The sequence below is a fragment of the Paenibacillus sp. LjRoot56 genome (assembly GCF_964253335.1).
In the GTDB taxonomy this organism is placed as follows: Bacteria; Bacillota; Bacilli; order Paenibacillales; family NBRC-103111; genus Paenibacillus_E; species Paenibacillus_E allorhizoplanae.
The window spans coordinates 1-16,169 of record NZ_CAXURV020000001.1 but is presented as its reverse complement, the minus strand read 5'-3'; the positions used below and the strand labels follow the sequence as shown (position 1 = coordinate 16,169).

At 46.8% G+C, this 16,169-nt stretch carries 17 protein-coding genes; all 17 read left to right on the top strand.

Translation table 11 applies throughout. The annotated features are described in order from the left end of the window. Positions 1 to 131 precede the first annotated feature (131 nt). The 17 genes from nadA to lysS all read left to right on the top strand — a co-directional run bounded on the left by nadA (position 132) and on the right by lysS (position 15,815). Positions 132 to 1,070, top strand: coding sequence for a quinolinate synthase NadA (gene nadA / locus ACSQ8O_RS00085; RefSeq protein WP_056617922.1), 939 nt, complete (start codon positions 132 to 134; stop codon positions 1,068 to 1,070). Between the two features lie 131 nt (positions 1,071 to 1,201). After that, positions 1,202 to 2,812: an L-aspartate oxidase gene (gene nadB, locus ACSQ8O_RS00080; protein WP_436240016.1), complete on the top strand. Its 1,611-nt coding sequence runs from the start codon at positions 1,202 to 1,204 to the stop codon at positions 2,810 to 2,812. A 1-nt stretch (position 2,813) separates the two neighbouring features. Beyond that, complete coding sequence (gene nadC, locus ACSQ8O_RS00075) at positions 2,814 to 3,683, top strand: carboxylating nicotinate-nucleotide diphosphorylase (RefSeq protein WP_436240015.1); 870 nt, start codon at positions 2,814 to 2,816, stop codon at positions 3,681 to 3,683. Beyond that, positions 3,680 to 4,444, top strand: a complete 765-nt coding sequence (locus tag ACSQ8O_RS00070; protein WP_056617913.1) for a type III pantothenate kinase — start codon at positions 3,680 to 3,682, stop codon at positions 4,442 to 4,444. Before nadC ends, ACSQ8O_RS00070 begins: the two co-directional genes overlap by 4 nt. Before the next feature lie 23 nt (positions 4,445 to 4,467). Next, positions 4,468 to 5,343, top strand: a complete 876-nt coding sequence (gene hslO, locus ACSQ8O_RS00065; RefSeq protein WP_056617909.1) for an Hsp33 family molecular chaperone HslO — start codon at positions 4,468 to 4,470, stop codon at positions 5,341 to 5,343. A gap of 65 nt (positions 5,344 to 5,408) precedes the next feature. Continuing rightward, the gene (locus ACSQ8O_RS00060) at positions 5,409 to 6,359 is read left to right on the top strand and encodes a peptidylprolyl isomerase (protein ID WP_436240014.1); all 951 of its coding nucleotides are present in this window, start codon (positions 5,409 to 5,411) and stop codon (positions 6,357 to 6,359) included. Positions 6,360 to 6,470: 111 nt separating this feature from the next. Then, the gene (gene cysK / locus ACSQ8O_RS00055; protein ID WP_173120980.1) at positions 6,471 to 7,412 is read left to right on the top strand and encodes a cysteine synthase A; all 942 of its coding nucleotides are present in this window, start codon (positions 6,471 to 6,473) and stop codon (positions 7,410 to 7,412) included. A gap of 119 nt (positions 7,413 to 7,531) precedes the next feature. Next, positions 7,532 to 9,061, top strand: coding sequence for an anthranilate synthase component I family protein (locus ACSQ8O_RS00050; protein WP_436240013.1), 1,530 nt, complete (start codon positions 7,532 to 7,534; stop codon positions 9,059 to 9,061). 34 nt (positions 9,062 to 9,095) lie between these two features. Next, on the top strand, positions 9,096 to 9,677 hold the full coding sequence (gene pabA / locus ACSQ8O_RS00045) for an aminodeoxychorismate/anthranilate synthase component II (protein WP_236292806.1): 582 nt from the start codon (positions 9,096 to 9,098) through the stop codon (positions 9,675 to 9,677). A gap of 3 nt (positions 9,678 to 9,680) precedes the next feature. After that, entirely contained in the window at positions 9,681 to 10,547 is an 867-nt protein-coding gene (pabC, locus tag ACSQ8O_RS00040; protein ID WP_436240012.1) for an aminodeoxychorismate lyase, read from the top strand. 22 nt (positions 10,548 to 10,569) lie between these two features. Beyond that, positions 10,570 to 11,391 (top strand): dihydropteroate synthase, encoded by an 822-nt coding sequence (gene folP, locus ACSQ8O_RS00035; protein WP_436240011.1) that lies wholly within the window; start codon positions 10,570 to 10,572, stop codon positions 11,389 to 11,391. Between the two features lie 37 nt (positions 11,392 to 11,428). After that, complete coding sequence (folB, locus tag ACSQ8O_RS00030) at positions 11,429 to 11,797, top strand: dihydroneopterin aldolase (RefSeq protein ID WP_436240010.1); 369 nt, start codon at positions 11,429 to 11,431, stop codon at positions 11,795 to 11,797. Beyond that, entirely contained in the window at positions 11,794 to 12,306 is a 513-nt protein-coding gene (gene folK, locus ACSQ8O_RS00025; protein WP_171629497.1) for a 2-amino-4-hydroxy-6-hydroxymethyldihydropteridine diphosphokinase, read from the top strand. Before folB ends, folK begins: the two co-directional genes overlap by 4 nt. Then, a complete protein-coding gene (locus ACSQ8O_RS00020) occupies positions 12,288 to 12,500 on the top strand; it encodes a helix-turn-helix domain-containing protein (RefSeq protein WP_056617884.1) in 213 nt (70 codons plus the stop codon). The genes folK and ACSQ8O_RS00020 overlap by 19 nt, the downstream gene beginning before the upstream one ends. A gap of 17 nt (positions 12,501 to 12,517) precedes the next feature. Then, positions 12,518 to 13,534, top strand: a complete 1,017-nt coding sequence (gene dusB / locus ACSQ8O_RS00015; RefSeq protein ID WP_436240009.1) for a tRNA dihydrouridine synthase DusB — start codon at positions 12,518 to 12,520, stop codon at positions 13,532 to 13,534. Between the two features lie 221 nt (positions 13,535 to 13,755). Next, positions 13,756 to 14,232 (top strand): transcription elongation factor GreA, encoded by a 477-nt coding sequence (gene greA / locus ACSQ8O_RS00010; protein ID WP_056617876.1) that lies wholly within the window; start codon positions 13,756 to 13,758, stop codon positions 14,230 to 14,232. A gap of 86 nt (positions 14,233 to 14,318) precedes the next feature. After that, positions 14,319 to 15,815 (top strand): lysine--tRNA ligase, encoded by a 1,497-nt coding sequence (lysS, locus tag ACSQ8O_RS00005; RefSeq protein ID WP_436240008.1) that lies wholly within the window; start codon positions 14,319 to 14,321, stop codon positions 15,813 to 15,815. The last annotated feature ends 354 nt before the right edge of the window (positions 15,816 to 16,169 follow it).

The following is a 16,169-nucleotide window of genomic DNA, read 5'->3' as shown; positions in this document are numbered from 1 at the left end:
TTGCGCATTGACAGGCGATGTGAGAATGTGTAAATTAGTTGTAAATCTCTAATTTTATTGCTTTTAGATCATACTACTTTTAGATAGACGATTGAGACGATTCTTACGTCCCAGATAGGGGAGGAAGCACCATGGAAGCCTTAGCATTAGAGCGCAAAGCGGAACAAAACCGCGAGCTCAAAGAACGACTGCTGCAATTGAAGAAAGAACGGAATGCCATTATTCTTGCTCATTATTATCAGCGTGACGAAGTTCAAGAGGTAGCGGATTTTCGAGGAGATTCCTTTTTGCTTGCTCAGAAGGCGGCACAAACCGATGCGGATGTCATCGTATTCTGTGGTGTTCATTTCATGGGGGAAAGCGCGAAGATTCTTGCACCTAACAAAACTGTAATTATTCCAGACGAACGGGCTGGTTGCCCAATGGCAGATATGGTGAATGTTGAAGGTCTACGTGCCCTTAAACGCCAACATCCGAATGCCAAAGTCGTTGCTTATATTAATACTTCGGCTGATGTAAAGTCCGAAACCGATATTTGTTGTACCTCTGCGAATGCGATCAATGTCATCAATTCCGTCGATTCAGATGAGATCATCTGGGTACCGGATAAAAATTTGGGTGACTATGTATCAAAATTCACAAGCAAAAAAGTGATCATTTGGGAAGGCTACTGCAATACGCATGATATGCTGACTGTTAAAGATGTAGAAGAAATGAGAGCGCAATATCCGAATGCGCAATTCGTTGTTCATCCTGAATGTCGCCCAGAAGTAGTGAAGCTCGGGGACTTCGTAGGCAGCACGACGGCGATTATTAAATACTGCAAAGAGTCCGACTGCCAAGAGTTTATTGTAGGGACAGAAGATGGAACCGGTTATCAGTTGCGTCTAGATAGCCCTAATAAGAAATTTCATTTTGCAACGAAATACTTAGTTTGCCCTAATATGAAAGTGAACAATTTGAAGAAAATCGTGAAGTGTCTTGAGACGATGCAACCAGAGATTTATGTACCAGAAGACGTAGCTGATAAAGCAAGATTGTCCTTGGAGCGCATGTTACAAGTTAAGTAGCATGCGCTACTCTCTTGTTTTGAATAGGTGCCCTCGTGAAGCAAGGCTAGATCGATCCATAAGCGAAGCGAATTGTGGACGAACTGACGTTGCTTTTCGAGGTATTAATGGTGGAGAACAGGTGAAACGTCATGATTCCTAGATATCTCGTAGATGTTGATTTAGATTCTATCCCTCATATACATACGGATGTAATTGTTATTGGTGCAGGTATAGCAGGGTTATTCGCGGCGCTTCGTGCCAGCGAGACTAAAAAAGTGCTCATGATTACGAAGAAATCTCTCCTGGATAGCAACACGCGCTATGCACAAGGCGGGATTGCTGCCGTAATCTCAGATGAAGATTCACCGGAATATCATCGTCAGGATACTGTGATTGCTGGCGCTGGACTCTGTTCAACAGAAGCTGTTGATGTTCTTGTGCATGAAGGGCCAGAAGGCGTTCAAGATTTGATTCGAATGGGAACCCAGTTCGATCTAGAGAACGGGGAATTTGCTTTGACGAAGGAAGGAGCGCATAGTCAGCGTCGAATTTTGCACTCCAATGGCGATGCGACTGGTGCGGAAATCGTCAGAGCTCTTTCGGAGCGTACGAAGCAAGATCCGAATATTGACATCTGGGACGACCACTTTGTGATTGACCTGATTACCCAAGACGGCGAATGTTACGGCGCGCTCGTACAGAAACCAAACGGACAGCGAGTGTTTGTGCGTGGCAACGCCACGATCCTTTGCTCCGGTGGCGCGGGACAGCTGTTCCGTTACACAACGAACCCGGACATCGCTACAGGTGATGGGATTGCGATTGCCCACCGCGCTGGCGCACAAATTCAGGATGTGGAATTCATTCAATTCCACCCAACAGCGCTATGCTACCCAGGCGCACCGCGGTTTCTGATCTCCGAAGCGGTGCGGGGAGAAGGCGCCTATTTGCGCAACATCAAAGGAGAGCGCTTCATGGAGCGCTATCATCCACAATTAGAGTTAGCGCCAAGGGATGTTGTTGCACGTGCCATTGTTGACGAGATGGAAAACTGTAAGTCAACCTTTGTCTACATTGACATTACGCATGAATCCGAAGAATTAATTAAACATCGCTTCCCAACGATATATGAATATTGCTTGAATTATGGACTTGATATGAGCACGGATTGGATTCCAGTTGCCCCAGCAGCGCATTATATGATGGGCGGCGTAAAAACGGATCTATACGGAGAAACCAAAGTTCGTCGCCTATTTGCATGTGGTGAAGTTTCATCTACAGGTGTACATGGTGCAAACCGTTTAGCGAGCAACTCGTTATCAGAAGCCATTGTTTTCGGACGTCGAATTATTGAACGTATCCAAGAGCTACCTGCCCTACAAGGGGATATTCAGATCCGTTCGGCTTCCGAAGCCCCTCGGACGGAGATCCCGAATCAAGCCGTTGTAGAGAAAAAGTTGAAGCTTCAGAAAGTTATGCTCCGTTACGCAGGTCTCAAACGTTCGGCCAAAGGCTTGCAGAAGGGTTATGAGGAATTGGCGAGACAATTGTCGATATTTGATTCGTTGATGACCAAACGCGAAGAGTATGAGTTTGCTAATTTGCTTAACGTAGCCCTTTTAACAACGACAGCAGCATTAACCCGTGAGGAAAGTCGCGGCGGTCACTATCGAGAAGATTTCCCGGATCGGGATGACTTGGTATGGAGGAAGCATATAGTTTTCCAGCGCGGGGAAGATAGGATTGAGGAGTGGATCTAGTATGTTAGAAATAAATATGGAAATCGTTCGGAAGCAAATTCGCCTTTGGCTTGAAGAAGATATTGGCACTGGCGATGTCACGACTCTGACAACAATCCCTTTGGAACAAGTATCCAAAGGGATTATCCACGTCAAAGAAGATGGAATCGTCTGTGGGCTTCGTATCGCACAGGAGGTTTTTGCAGTGATCGATGCATCTCTTCGTTTTGAAACAAAAGTGGTCGAAGGATCGTCTGTTAATAAAGGGACCATACTAGCTGAAGTGGAAGGCAATACACGGAGTATCCTATTGGGCGAGCGATTAAGTCTGAATTTGATGCAACGATTGTCGGGGATCGCCACGAAGACGCATGAATTTGTGGTTGCTTTAGAAGGCTTGCCTACCAGACTGGTTGACACACGCAAAACAACGCCTGGACACAGATTGCTTGAGAAATATGCAGTGCGCGTTGGTGGTGGTTATAATCATCGTTTCGGTCTCTATGATGCGGTTATGATCAAAGATAATCATATCAAAGGCTCTGGTGGCATTACCCAAGCGGTTCAAGCAGCTCGTCAGAACATTCCGCACACGATGAAGATCGAGGTGGAAGTTGAGAATTTTGAGCAGCTTCATGAAGCGCTCCAAGCAGGTGCGGATATCATCATGTTGGACAATATGGCTCCAGCTCAAATGAAAGAAGCGGTTTCGATAATTAAAAGCAAAGCGCCGCATATTGTAGTAGAAGGATCAGGTTCGGTCACCCCGCAAACGATTAAAGCAATGGCAGAAACGGGTGTAGACGTGATTTCTGTTGGACGACTGACGTACTCGGTGGCAGCGCTCGATATTTCATTAGATCTGAATGAGCGGAAGGAGACGGCACTATGATTCTCGTTATCGATGTCGGGAATACCAACATTGTGCTCGGCCTCTACCAAGAACGTACGCTCTTGCATCATTGGCGGGTAAGCACGAATCGGTCAGCTACCGTAGATGAGTATGGCATGCAGCTGCACAGTTTGTTCCAACACTCGGGTATTTCCTTTGCACAAGTAGAGGGAGTCATTATTTCATCTGTCGTGCCCCCGTTGATGAATGCGATGGAAAACCTCTGCTTACACTACTTGAAAAGGGCGCCGTTTATCGTAGGACCAGGGATCAAAACAGGATTGAATGTCCGTGTAGACAATCCGAAGGAAGTTGGCGCAGATCGCATCGTGAATGCGGTGGCGGCGCTGGAGCTATATGGAGCTCCGTGTATTATCGTCGATTTCGGCACAGCTACAACTTACGATTATATTGATTCCTCAGGGCAACTAGTGGGATGCGCCATTGCGCCAGGCATTGGGATCTCCACCGAGGCGTTGTATCAGAAAGCCGCGAAGTTGCCCCGCATTGAGCTGGTTAAGCCGAAAAGTGTAGTCGGTCGAAATACCGTTGCGGCTATGCAAGCGGGAATTATTTATGGGTATGTTGGCCAAGTGGATGGGATCGTCGGACGGGTCATTCAAGAGTTTAATGTAAATCCTACAGTTATCGCGACGGGTGGATTGGCTGAGCTTATTTCCAGCGAGTCACGGACGATTCAAGTCGTCAACCCATTGCTGACCTTACAAGGTTTACAAATGATTTATGAGAAAAATGTTTAGGTTGTTTAAGGAAGGACATGGACATGACTGATTATTTAATTCGAGGAACAGCGCTAGATGGGCGCGTACGCGCGTTCGCTGTTCAGACGACGCACCTAACGGAAGAGCTTAGTCAAAGGCATCAAACGACACCAACAGCGACAGCTGCCTTAGGAAGAACAGCCGCGGCAGCGCTTCTTATAGCTGCAATGCTCAAGGGAGAGGAACATCTCATTGTGCAAGTCAAAGGAGATGGCCCGATCGGGCAAATTGTGGTTGATGCGAATGCGAAGGGTGAAGTGCGTGGATACGTAGATAATCCTTTGGTAGATCCGCCGCTCAAAGAGAACGGTAAATTAGATGTTGCTGCTGCCGTGGGCACAGACGGTTTTTTATACATAACGAAAGATCTAGGCATGAAAGAGCCTTATAAAGGAAGTGTTCCTTTAATTTCAGGTGAATTGGCAGAAGATTTTACCTACTATTTTGCAAAATCGGAACAAACACCTTCGGCTGTCGCGCTTGGCGTTTTGGTGAATACGGACCATACGATCCTTGCTTCAGGGGGATTCGTGATTCAGTTGCTTCCAGGTTTAACAAATAGTGAAATTGATGAGATTGAAGCGATGTTAGGCCAAATCCCGACGTTCACGCACATGTTAGGCGGAGGATTGAATTTAGAAGAAATTTTACAAACCGTACTCCCCTCCTTCCGTAAGCTTGACGAGATGGACGTCATGTTCCGCTGCAAATGCAGTCGGGAGAAAGTGGAGTCTACCTTGATTTCACTAGGCAAAAAAGAACTTCAAGAAATGCTGGAAGAAGAGGGAGTTGCCGAAGTTGTTTGCCATTTCTGTAATGAAGCTTACCGGTATGAAGGAGAAGATTTACAACGGATGATTGATCTGCAAGCATGGTAATCTGCTTGAATTAGCTCATGAATACAGGTGCAAGCAGCAATATGGAAGTAAAAGAGGGAAATAGGATGCGCAATGTAAAGCGATTGTGGGGAGTCATCATCGCGATGGCGATATGTATTCTCGTGCTCGCATCCTTGCTGATCAGTCATGCCATCAACCAGTCAGAACCAAGACAATCACCGGAGCCAGAACAGCAGGGTGAGAAAAAGCATACACGAGTTATCGCCAAAATTGGAAATCGTGAAATTACTATGGATGAGCTCGAATCGGCGCTCGCACGCCATTATGGCCCAGAGCAGCTAAGTCAAATGCTGGATCGTGAAGTAATTCGCCTAGAGGGAAATGAGTCGGGGATTAAGGTAGAGAGTGCGGAAATCAATCGTGAGCTGAAAAGGATGCAGCAAGGGTACGAAAGTGAACAGCAATTTTATGACTCCATGCAAAGTCAATTGGGGATGTCTGAGCAGGAGATCCAAGAGGATGTATCGAATAAGTTGCTACTTGAGAAGCTAGCAACGGCATCCATTCACATCTCTGATACTCAGGTTGATACATACATAAAGTCCCATGCAGATGAGTTTGAACAAGAGACAGAATACAACATTCAGCAGATCATTGTATCCACGAAGGAACAAGCAACGAAAGTCATTGCGGAACTAGCCAAAGGGGAGAGTTTTGGGATTCTTGCCAGAGATCGATCCATTGATGATGCCACCAATAACACTGGTGGTGATTTGGGATGGATTGAAGGGGATGATCCTTTTGTGGAAGCTCCGATCTTAGAGGCAGCGAAATTGCTGAAGGTTGGCGAAGTTAGCAAGCCCATCCCTGTTTTACAAGGATTTGCCGTCGTATTACTCAAGAGTAGACGGGACAAAAAGAATCCGGATCTGGTGTTCATTCGGGAGAATGTACGTAGGGAGCTCGCGTTGCAACAAGCACCTCCATTGAAAGAGTTTGTCGCGCAACTACGGGGTAAATGGAAGGTGAGTGTGTTGGATCCAACACTCCGATAAGGGATTGTGAGAAATTGGTTGACAACCTGTAAGTGCATTGTTAAGATTAGTATAATTAATACCGACTAATTAACTCGGAAATCATTAAACTTAATCTGGAGGGGAAATTTTATGGCAAGATTAGTACAGAGCATTACGGATTTGATTGGAGATACACCACTAGTTCGTTTGAACCGTGTTGTACCAGAAGGCAGTGCAGAGGTTTATGTGAAACTAGAGTACCAAAATCCAGGTGCTAGCGTGAAAGACCGTATTGCCATCTCCATGATCGAAGTTGCCGAGCAAGAAGGCAAATTGAAGCCAGGTGACACAATTGTAGAACCGACGAGTGGTAACACAGGAATCGGGATTGCCTTGGTGGCAGCAGCTAAAGGATACAAAGCTATCCTAGTTATGCCAGAAACAATGTCATTGGAGAGACGTAACCTGCTTCGCGCTTACGGTGCACAGCTCGTTCTAACTCCAGGAGCAGAAGGCATGAAGGGCGCAATTAAACGTGCGGAAGAACTTCAAGCAGAGAACCCTTCCTACTTCATTCCACAACAATTTAAGAACCAAGCGAATGTGAAGGTTCACCGTGAAACGACAGGACCTGAAATCGTGGAAGCGATCAACGCACATGATGGGAAACTGGATGCTTTCATTTCCGGTATTGGTACAGGTGGTACAATCACAGGTGCAGGTGGCGTTTTGAAAGAAAACTTCCCGAACATCAAAATATACGCAATTGAACCTGCGGCTTCCCCAGTTCTTTCTGGTGGTAAACCAGGTCCTCATAAAATTCAAGGTATCGGCGCAGGCTTTGTTCCGGATATTTTGAACACGAATGTATACGATGAAATTATTGCCGTTGAGAACGAAGATGCGTTCGAAACTTCACGCCGTGTTGCCAAAGAAGAAGGTATTCTTGGCGGGATTTCCTCCGGTGCCGCGATTTTCGCTGCATTGAAAGTTGCTAAGGAGCTAGGCGCTGGCAAACGTGTTGTTGCTGTAATTCCGAGTAACGGTGAGCGTTATCTTTCTACGCCTTTGTACCAATTCGAAGAGCAATAAGATCAAATCGCATTGTCAAAAAGATCAAGCCTTCAGCTATTACAGCTGGGGCTTTTTTTCTGTATAGGGTTGGAGTATACTAATGGACAACGAATTAACGGATTTTAAGGAGCACAAGTATGATCTTAACTACAGTGGAACAATGGCAGGAGTGGTCTTCTAGCTACAACATGCTGCCGTATGTAATCAAATTAGGCTTAGCCGATGATCGGATTGCCTCGTGGGAAGACGCATGGAAAGAAGCTTCACCGGATTCCTTCGTACTTGAAAGTGGGAAAGGTGGACGCTATACGCACTTTGGGCTGCATCCCTTTTCGACTGTGCGGGGTACAGGTTTGAAAGCAGAAATCAAAGGTCATTCGACCTCGACGATCACACACCTGCAGGGGAAGCCGCTCGACATCGTTAAGAAGTGGATGTCCGCTTACCGTAGTCCGAAAGTCCAAGGCGCCCCCAAATTTGTCGGCGGCTGTGTAGGCTATTGGAGCTATGATGTGATTCGCACCATTGAGAAGCTGCCAGAGCAAGCGCAGGATGATCTGCCAATCCCTGATTATAGCTTTGCTATGTATGACCAGGTGTGGACGCTAGATCACACGGAGAAGAGCCTGTACATCGCTGTGCACATGCCCTGCTCCCCAACTGCAGACCTCAGCGAGCTCTACGCGCAGGTGCACGCTCGCGCCGAAGCCATGCTCGTTCGCTGGCACGCAATCCGCGCCGGCAACTGGTCCGGTACACCGCTGAGCGGTGCCGACCAACCAGTCATGGCGCACGAGCAGTTGCACATCGACGTCGAAAGCATCGCAGGCATCCAGCCTGCCTTCGACAAAGCTGAGTTCATGGCTGCGGTGGAGCGCATCCAAGCCTACATCTCCCAAGGTGACGTGTTCCAAGTCAACTTGTCGGTCAGACAGAGCCGGCAGCTGCGCACGACGCCGGAGGAGATTTACGAGGCGCTGCGCATCGTAAATCCTTCTCCCTACATGGGCTTGCTGCGCTTCGCAGGCTTCGCCCTTGTCTCCGGCTCGCCGGAGCTGCTCGTGCAGCTCGAGGACGGCGTCCTGCGGACGCGTCCGATCGCTGGCACGCGCCCGCGCGGCAAGGACGCGCAGGATGATCTGCGCCTGGCTGGCGAGCTCATCCACAACGACAAAGAGCGCGCCGAGCACGTCATGCTGGTGGACCTGGAGCGCAACGACATGGGCCGTATCTCGCGATATGGTTCCGTCCATGTGAAAGACTTCATGGTCATCGAATACTATTCCCATGTGATGCATATCGTCTCCGAAGTTGTCAGCGAATTGGCCGAGGGTAAGGACGCCTACGACGTCATAGCGGCAACCTTCCCAGGTGGTACGATTACAGGCGCACCGAAGATTCGCTGCATGGAAATCATTGAAGAACTAGAGCCAGTACGTCGTGGTCCTTACACGGGTTCAATGGGATGGATTGACTATAACGGCAATATGGAATTTAATATTATTATACGTACGTTAGTAGCGGTTGACGGGATGGGGCATATTCAAGCAGGAGCGGGGATCGTCATAGATTCCATACCAGAGCGCGAATATATCGAATCCTTGAACAAAGCCAAAGCGATGTGGAAAGCAATCGAATATAGTGAGCGGAGCATGAGCCGAGCTTAGGGCCTGAGTGGCTGAGACGAAAGGGGAGCTTAGAATGATTTTAGTGATTGATAATTATGATTCGTTTACGTACAACCTTGTTCAGTATTTGGGAGAGATCGGGGAGGAAGTCATCGTTCGTCGTAATGACGAAATCGATTTGGCAGGTGTCGAGGCGTTAGCGCCGGATCACATCTTAATATCTCCAGGGCCTTGCACGCCGAATGAAGCGGGAATTAGCTTATCACTGATTGACCATTTTAAAGGGATCATACCGATTTTCGGCGTTTGCCTAGGACATCAATCTATTGGCCAAGCTTTTGGTGGCGATGTGATTCGCGCAGAGCGCTTGATGCATGGTAAAACCTCGGAGATTTTCCACGACGGGAAAACCTTATTCGAAGGGCTTCCGTCACCTTTCATTGCAACACGCTATCATTCCTTAATTGTCAAAACAGAAACCTTGCCAGATTGCCTAGAAATCAGCGCACAAACCGCTGAAGGCGAAATCATGGCTTTGCGTCATAAAGAGTATCCGATCGAAGGGGTGCAGTTCCACCCAGAATCGATCATCACCCAGCATGGGCATCAGATGCTGCGCAACTTCCTTCGTCGCACAGCGAAAACAGGTGTCTAACGCATGATTATTTCCATCAATGGTATCTTAACCGAAGAAACACAAGCCGTGGTCTCCGTATATGATCACGGTTTTCTTTACGGGATCGGCTTGTTCGAGACGTTTCGAACCTACAACCGCAAACCGTTCCTGCTTATTGAACATATTCGTCGTTTAACGGACGGGTGTCAGGAGCTTGGCATCGTTTACGAGCCTAACCTAGAGAACCTGACACGCCTCATCGAAGAATTGCTCCAAGCTAATCATCTCGAAGAAGCGTATATCCGCTATACTGTCTCTGCTGGCGTCGAGGCATTAGGTCTTCCTATCGGTGACTATACGAAGCCATCAGAAATCATCTACATCAAGCCTTTACCTCCAAGGGATGAAAGAACCTACCTTCATGGTAAAGCGCTGCAACTACTCAAGCTGCCTCGCAATACACCGGAAGGGATGTATCGGTTTAAGTCCTTTCATTATATGAACAATATTTTGGCTCGAAGAGAGCTTGGGCAATACGCATGGGCTACTGGGGCGGAAGGGCTGATGCTTTCGGAAGATGGCTATGTGGCAGAAGGGATCGTCAGCAATCTCTTTTTCGCCAAAAATAACACCCTCTACACCCCGTCGCTTGATACGGGCATCTTGCCGGGCATCACAAGAGCGCATGTGATAGATCTTGCACAGCAGCTTCAACTTCCTACACAGGACGGTTTGTACCGCTGGGAAGATCTCGTAGACGCAGAAGAAGTGTTTCTTGTAAATTCGATCCAAGAAATCGTTCCTGTCACCACATTGTACACGCCAAGTGGACAAGTCTACACGGTAGACACTGGATCTCCGGGTCCTATAACTCGTCAACTCATCCAACGCTACGCAATCTCACAGTAACGAACAGGAAGTGAATCCTTAAATGAATGTGTTATCCTGTAGAGGACACGAATTGCCCATTGGTGATCGAACGATCATTATGGGCATATTAAACGTAACACCAGATTCTTTTTCAGATGGCGGCAGCTACCGGCAAGTTGAAGATGCGGTTCGCAAAGCCCATCAAATGGTTGCGGAAGGCGCAGACATCATCGATATTGGCGGAGAATCTACACGGCCGGGTGCAGCGATTGTTACACCTGACGAGGAACTGCAGCGTGTAATCCCTGTTGTTGAAGCGATTCGCCGTGAAATTAACATCCCTATTTCAATTGACACCTACAAAGCAGAAGTAGCTAGACAAGCTTTAGAAGCGGGAGCCCACATCATCAATGATGTATGGGGCGGTCAAGCGGATGCCGACATGGCAGATGTGGTGGCGCAATATGATTGTCCATTTATCATCACCCATAATCGGATAAGCTCAGAATATGTCGAATTTCTTCCAGAAGTGATCGGGGATCTATGTAGCTATACCGATCAAGCTCTTCAAGCCGGTATTAAGCCAGAGCACATCATTCTTGATCCCGGCATAGGATTTGCGAAATCCTACGAGCAAAATCTCTATCTAATGAACAACCTACGCCCGATCGTAGACCTTGGATATCCAGTTCTTTTAGGCACCTCGCGCAAAAGCGTCATCGGACTCACCCTTGGGCTACCTCCCGAGGAGCGCCTCGAAGGAACCGCAGCAACAGTTGTACTGGGGATTGCGCAAGGGTGTGGAATCGTTAGAGTTCACGATATTCAAGCCATCAAACGGTTAGCTGTTATGACGGATGCCATGTTGCGCAGCAAACTTTAAGTTATATATCGTTATTTCAACCCTGGAGGCCTCCCTTATGGACAAAATCATCCTTACCCGCATGCAATTTTTCGGCAATCACGGGGTGTTCCCTGAAGAGAATACGTTGGGCCAACGATTCTACGTCGATGTAGAGCTGATACTCCCTCTAGATAAAGCTGGAAAGACTGATGACCTGACGGAAACGGTTCATTATGGCGAAGCTTTTTTCCTAATCAAAGAGATTGTGGAAGGGCGTACGTACAAATTAATCGAGGCATTAGCAGAAAATATTGCATCCGAGCTCCTGCATACTTATACTAGTATCAATGAAGTGACGGTTCGCGTGATTAAGCCGCATCCGCCCTTCGCCGTTATTTTTGACGGTGTTACCATAGAGATTAACCGAAAGCGGGCATTGGAATGACAGCCGAAGATCGAGAACGGACGATTGCTTACGTCGCATTAGGCTCCAATATTGATAAGCGTGAACATTATTTGCAGGGTGCTATCGCAGCGCTGAATGAGGAATCGGGGATAACGGTGACGGGGCAGTCCAGCATCTATGAAACCGAGCCTGTGGGCTATGTGGATCAATCTGCTTTTCTAAATATGGTTATTCAAATTCATACGGACTTATCGCCTGAAGCGTTATTGGTTACCTTACTAGCCATTGAGAACCGTTTGGGTCGGACACGTGACTTACGTTGGGGACCCCGAACAATTGACTTGGATTTGCTCCTGTATGGTGACCATCAGCTTACGACCCCCGACTTGATCATTCCGCATCCGCGGATGCATGAGCGGGCTTTTGTATTAGTGCCCCTCTCTGAGGTTCTCTACGCGCGGCAGGACGCTCTATTTGAATCTATCTCTGCACACTTGGAGAAACTGGAAGGAAAGGAAGGCGTCATCCTATGGAAAAAAGCTCAATAGCACAGCGCATTCGCGCTTTTCGTAAGTTAAAAGGCTATACGCAGAGTGAATTGGCTGATTTATTAGGCGTATCGATTGCCATTTTAGGGGCGATTGAACGTGGAACTCGCAAGCCAGACAATAAAATGATTCATAATATCTCGCAAGTTCTTAACATAGAACCCGAGGAATTAGTCGCAGTAGTTGTGAAATGAGAGGAGTGGAATCTTCGGTGCTGAAAATAGGAAATGTCGAAGCTCCCAATAAAGTTGTATTAGCCCCAATGGCGGGCGTTTGTAATCCAGCGTTTCGATTAATCGCCAAAGAGTTTGGTACAGGCTTAGTCTGTGCGGAGATGGTTAGTGATAAAGCGATCGTACACGGTAATGCACGCTCGCTGGAGATGTTATATGTAGATGATCGTGAAAAGCCATTGAGTCTTCAGATTTTTGGGGGCGACACGGAGACTTTGGTTCAAGCGGCTAGAATTGTTGATCAACATACGAATGCCGATATTATTGATATCAACATGGGGTGCCCTGTTCCCAAAATCACGAAATGTGATGCGGGCGCTAGATGGTTGCTCCAACCAGATAAGATCGAAGCCATGATCGCAACAGTTGTTGCTGCGGTAAGTAAACCTGTTACAGTGAAGATGCGTATTGGTTGGGATTCGGAACATATATATGCTGTCGAAAATGCGAAAGCTGTCGAAAGAGGCGGCGGCAGCGCCGTTAGTGTTCATGGGCGTACGCGTGAGCAGCTGTATACGGGCAAAGCTGATTGGGATATCATCCGAGAGGTGAAGCAAGCTCTTTCGATTCCGGTTATCGGTAACGGTGATGTCGTCACACCAGAGGATGCCAAACGCATGCTGGATCAAACGGGTGTAGACGGTGTAATGATTGGACGTGGTGCGCTAGGTAACCCATGGATGTTGTACCGTACAGTGCAATACCTGGCCAATGGTGAGTTACCGCCAGAACCGTCGGCAGAAGAGAAAATCCGCATCGCGATTTTGCATATGGATCGTTTAATTGCCCTCAAGGGTGAGCATGTTGCCGTGAAGGAAATGCGCAAACACATGGCTTGGTACCTTAAAGGTATGACAGGAGCAGCCCGTGTGAAAGATATCATAATGGAGACAGAAAAGCGGGATGAAATGGTTCGTACATTGGACGCATATGTTGAACATCTTGCAACAAGTTCCGTCTCAGAGACTGCGGAAGAATCAGCTGTGGTGCATTAAAAAGAAGCAGGGATGGTTGACATTGACATTTTGAAACCGTTGCAATATAATCAGTCAATATTAATGTGTTCCTGCATATATTGAAAGACTAACGAGTAAGCAACTTATTATGAAACGTGAATTCATACTACTTGAATCAGCTCTATAAAGACCTAACTCCTAGCAGGAAGCATCGATTCAACGATATGAAAATCTTTCACATGACGGGAGATCAGTTGGCAATGGCTGAAAAAGAGGTCATTCTTACACCAGTAGGGCTACGGAAATTAGAGGATGAGCTTGAGCATCTGAAATCCGTGAAACGCCGTGAGGTTGCGGAAAGAATTAAGGTTGCCATCGGTTATGGCGATATTAGTGAGAACTCCGAGTACGAAGATGCGAAGAATGAGCAAGCCTTTATTGAAGGAAGAATCATTACTTTAGAAAAAATGCTGCGCAATGCGCGGATTATTAATAACGATGATGTCGATATTAACACGGTTAGTGTTGGATCGATTGTTACGCTGAAAGACTTGGAATATGGTGACTTGGTAGAATACAACATTGTAGGTTCGGCTGAGTCCGATCCGTTGCAGAATAAGATTTCCAATGAAAGCCCTGTGGGTAGAGCTATTCTAGGCAAGCAAAAGGGCACCAACGTTGATGTTGTAGTACCTGCTGGCGTCATTCAGTATCAAATTATTGATATTAAAAAGTAGCGTGCAGCCGCAAGCCTTTTGGAAAGCTTCCGTCAGGAAGCTTTTTTCCGTTCACAGCCCTAAACTAATTCGTAGGAGATGAAAGCATGAGTCAGGAACTAGAATTAAATGAATTGCTCGTTATTAGGCGCAACAAATTGGACGAGCTTCGCGGTCTTGGTGTCGATCCATTCGGCGGCAAGTTTGTGAGAACGCATGCAGCAGGGGATATTCTTTCGGCTTATCAAGAGATGAGCAAAGAAGATTTAGATGAAGCGAACGTTGAAGTTCGTATTGCAGGGCGTATTATGCAGAAGAGAAGTATGGGTAAAGCTAGCTTCGCCCATCTGCAAGACATCACAGGGAAAATTCAAATCTACGTGCGTGAAGATGCGTTGGAAGCGAATATTTATAAAGCTTTTGATATTCTTGATCTAGGGGATATGGTAGGGGTAGAAGGTATTGTTTTCAAAACGAAAACAGGCGAAACCTCTATTAAAGTGAAATCGCTTGAGGTACTAACGAAATCGTTGCTTCCATTGCCGGATAAATTCCATGGCCTAAGTGATGTTGAACTGCGCTATCGTCAACGTTATGTGGATCTGATTATGAACCAAGATGTACAGAAGACGTTTATTCTTCGTTCCAAAATCATTCAATCCATGCGCCGTTATTTAGATTCTTTGGGCTATTTGGAAGTGGAGACACCTACATTGCATTCCATTGCGGGTGGAGCTTCTGCACGTCCATTTAACACACATCACAACGCGTTGGATATGCAGCTTCATATGCGTATTGCCATCGAGCTTCATTTGAAGCGTCTTATTGTTGGCGGACTGGAGAAAGTGTACGAAATCGGTCGCGTATACCGCAATGAGGGGATTTCTACGCGTCATAATCCAGAGTTCACGATGATTGAATTGTACGAGGCTTATGCCGACTACAAGGATATCATGAAGCTGACAGAAGAGCTTGTTGCTCATATCGCGCAAGAGGTGCTTGGCCAGACGACGATTCCTTATGGTGACCATGAGGTAGATTTAGCTGTAGGTTGGAGACGTGTCTCCATGGTCGATGCGATCAAAGAAGTCACGGGTGTAGACTTTAGTGTTCATATGACTAACGAGCAAGCGCATGGTTTGGCCAAAGAGCACAAGGTTTCTGTGGAGCCGCATATGACATTTGGTCACATTGTGAACCAGTTCTTCGAGACGTTTGTTGAAGAAACTTTGATTCAGCCTACGTTCATCTATGGGCATCCATTAGAGATTTCTCCGCTTGCCAAAAAGAACCCCGAGGATCCGCGCTTTACGGATCGCTTTGAGCTCTTTATCGTGGCTCGTGAGCATGCGAATGCTTTTACAGAGCTTAATGATCCAATCGATCAAAGAGAACGTTTTGAGGCGCAGTTGCGCGAAAAAGATCTGGGCAACGATGAAGCGCATGAAATGGATGAAGATTTCATCCGTGCACTTGAGTATGGTATGCCGCCAACGGGGGGCTTAGGTATAGGTATTGACCGTTTGGTTATGCTATTGACGAATGCGCCATCGATCCGTGATGTCTTATTATTCCCATTGATGCGAGAACGCCAAGGCGAGTAATTTTTTCGTTTAGAGGCGCCAATTGGTGCCTCTAATTTTTTTGTAATTAGGACTTGCAAAGTATATGCGGTCTGTGGTATCTTATAAAAGTTGCCGCTGAGGACAACACGAGAAACATAAGAAACACAATGAAAAACAACTCGAAATTAAGAGTTGCAAATAAAAACTCAGTGTGGTATATTGGTCTTCCGGCTTTCGAGAGAGAGCGGGTTGGACAAGAGTGATTGATCTTTGAAAACTGAACAACGAGTGAGTAAGCACAGTCGAGTAATCGACTATAAAAGAGATTGCAAAATCTCGCTAGCTTCAAATGAGCATTTCAGCTTTTCTATTATGGAGAGTTTGATCCTGGCT

Coding starts and splice junctions, on each gene's coding strand:
- folB (WP_436240010.1), top strand. CDS start 11,429: ATGGACAAAATCATCCTTACCCGCATGCAATTTTTCGGCAATCACGGG.
- nadB (WP_436240016.1), top strand. CDS start 1,202: ATGATTCCTAGATATCTCGTAGATGTTGATTTAGATTCTATCCCTCAT.
- folK (WP_171629497.1), top strand. CDS start 11,794: ATGACAGCCGAAGATCGAGAACGGACGATTGCTTACGTCGCATTAGGC.
- ACSQ8O_RS00070 (WP_056617913.1), top strand. CDS start 3,680: ATGATTCTCGTTATCGATGTCGGGAATACCAACATTGTGCTCGGCCTC.
- ACSQ8O_RS00050 (WP_436240013.1), top strand. CDS start 7,532: ATGATCTTAACTACAGTGGAACAATGGCAGGAGTGGTCTTCTAGCTAC.
- hslO (WP_056617909.1), top strand. CDS start 4,468: ATGACTGATTATTTAATTCGAGGAACAGCGCTAGATGGGCGCGTACGC.
- cysK (WP_173120980.1), top strand. CDS start 6,471: ATGGCAAGATTAGTACAGAGCATTACGGATTTGATTGGAGATACACCA.
- nadC (WP_436240015.1), top strand. CDS start 2,814: ATGTTAGAAATAAATATGGAAATCGTTCGGAAGCAAATTCGCCTTTGG.
- pabA (WP_236292806.1), top strand. CDS start 9,096: ATGATTTTAGTGATTGATAATTATGATTCGTTTACGTACAACCTTGTT.
- folP (WP_436240011.1), top strand. CDS start 10,570: ATGAATGTGTTATCCTGTAGAGGACACGAATTGCCCATTGGTGATCGA.
- lysS (WP_436240008.1), top strand. CDS start 14,319: ATGAGTCAGGAACTAGAATTAAATGAATTGCTCGTTATTAGGCGCAAC.
- ACSQ8O_RS00020 (WP_056617884.1), top strand. CDS start 12,288: ATGGAAAAAAGCTCAATAGCACAGCGCATTCGCGCTTTTCGTAAGTTA.
- ACSQ8O_RS00060 (WP_436240014.1), top strand. CDS start 5,409: ATGCGCAATGTAAAGCGATTGTGGGGAGTCATCATCGCGATGGCGATA.
- greA (WP_056617876.1), top strand. CDS start 13,756: ATGGCTGAAAAAGAGGTCATTCTTACACCAGTAGGGCTACGGAAATTA.
- nadA (WP_056617922.1), top strand. CDS start 132: ATGGAAGCCTTAGCATTAGAGCGCAAAGCGGAACAAAACCGCGAGCTC.
- pabC (WP_436240012.1), top strand. CDS start 9,681: ATGATTATTTCCATCAATGGTATCTTAACCGAAGAAACACAAGCCGTG.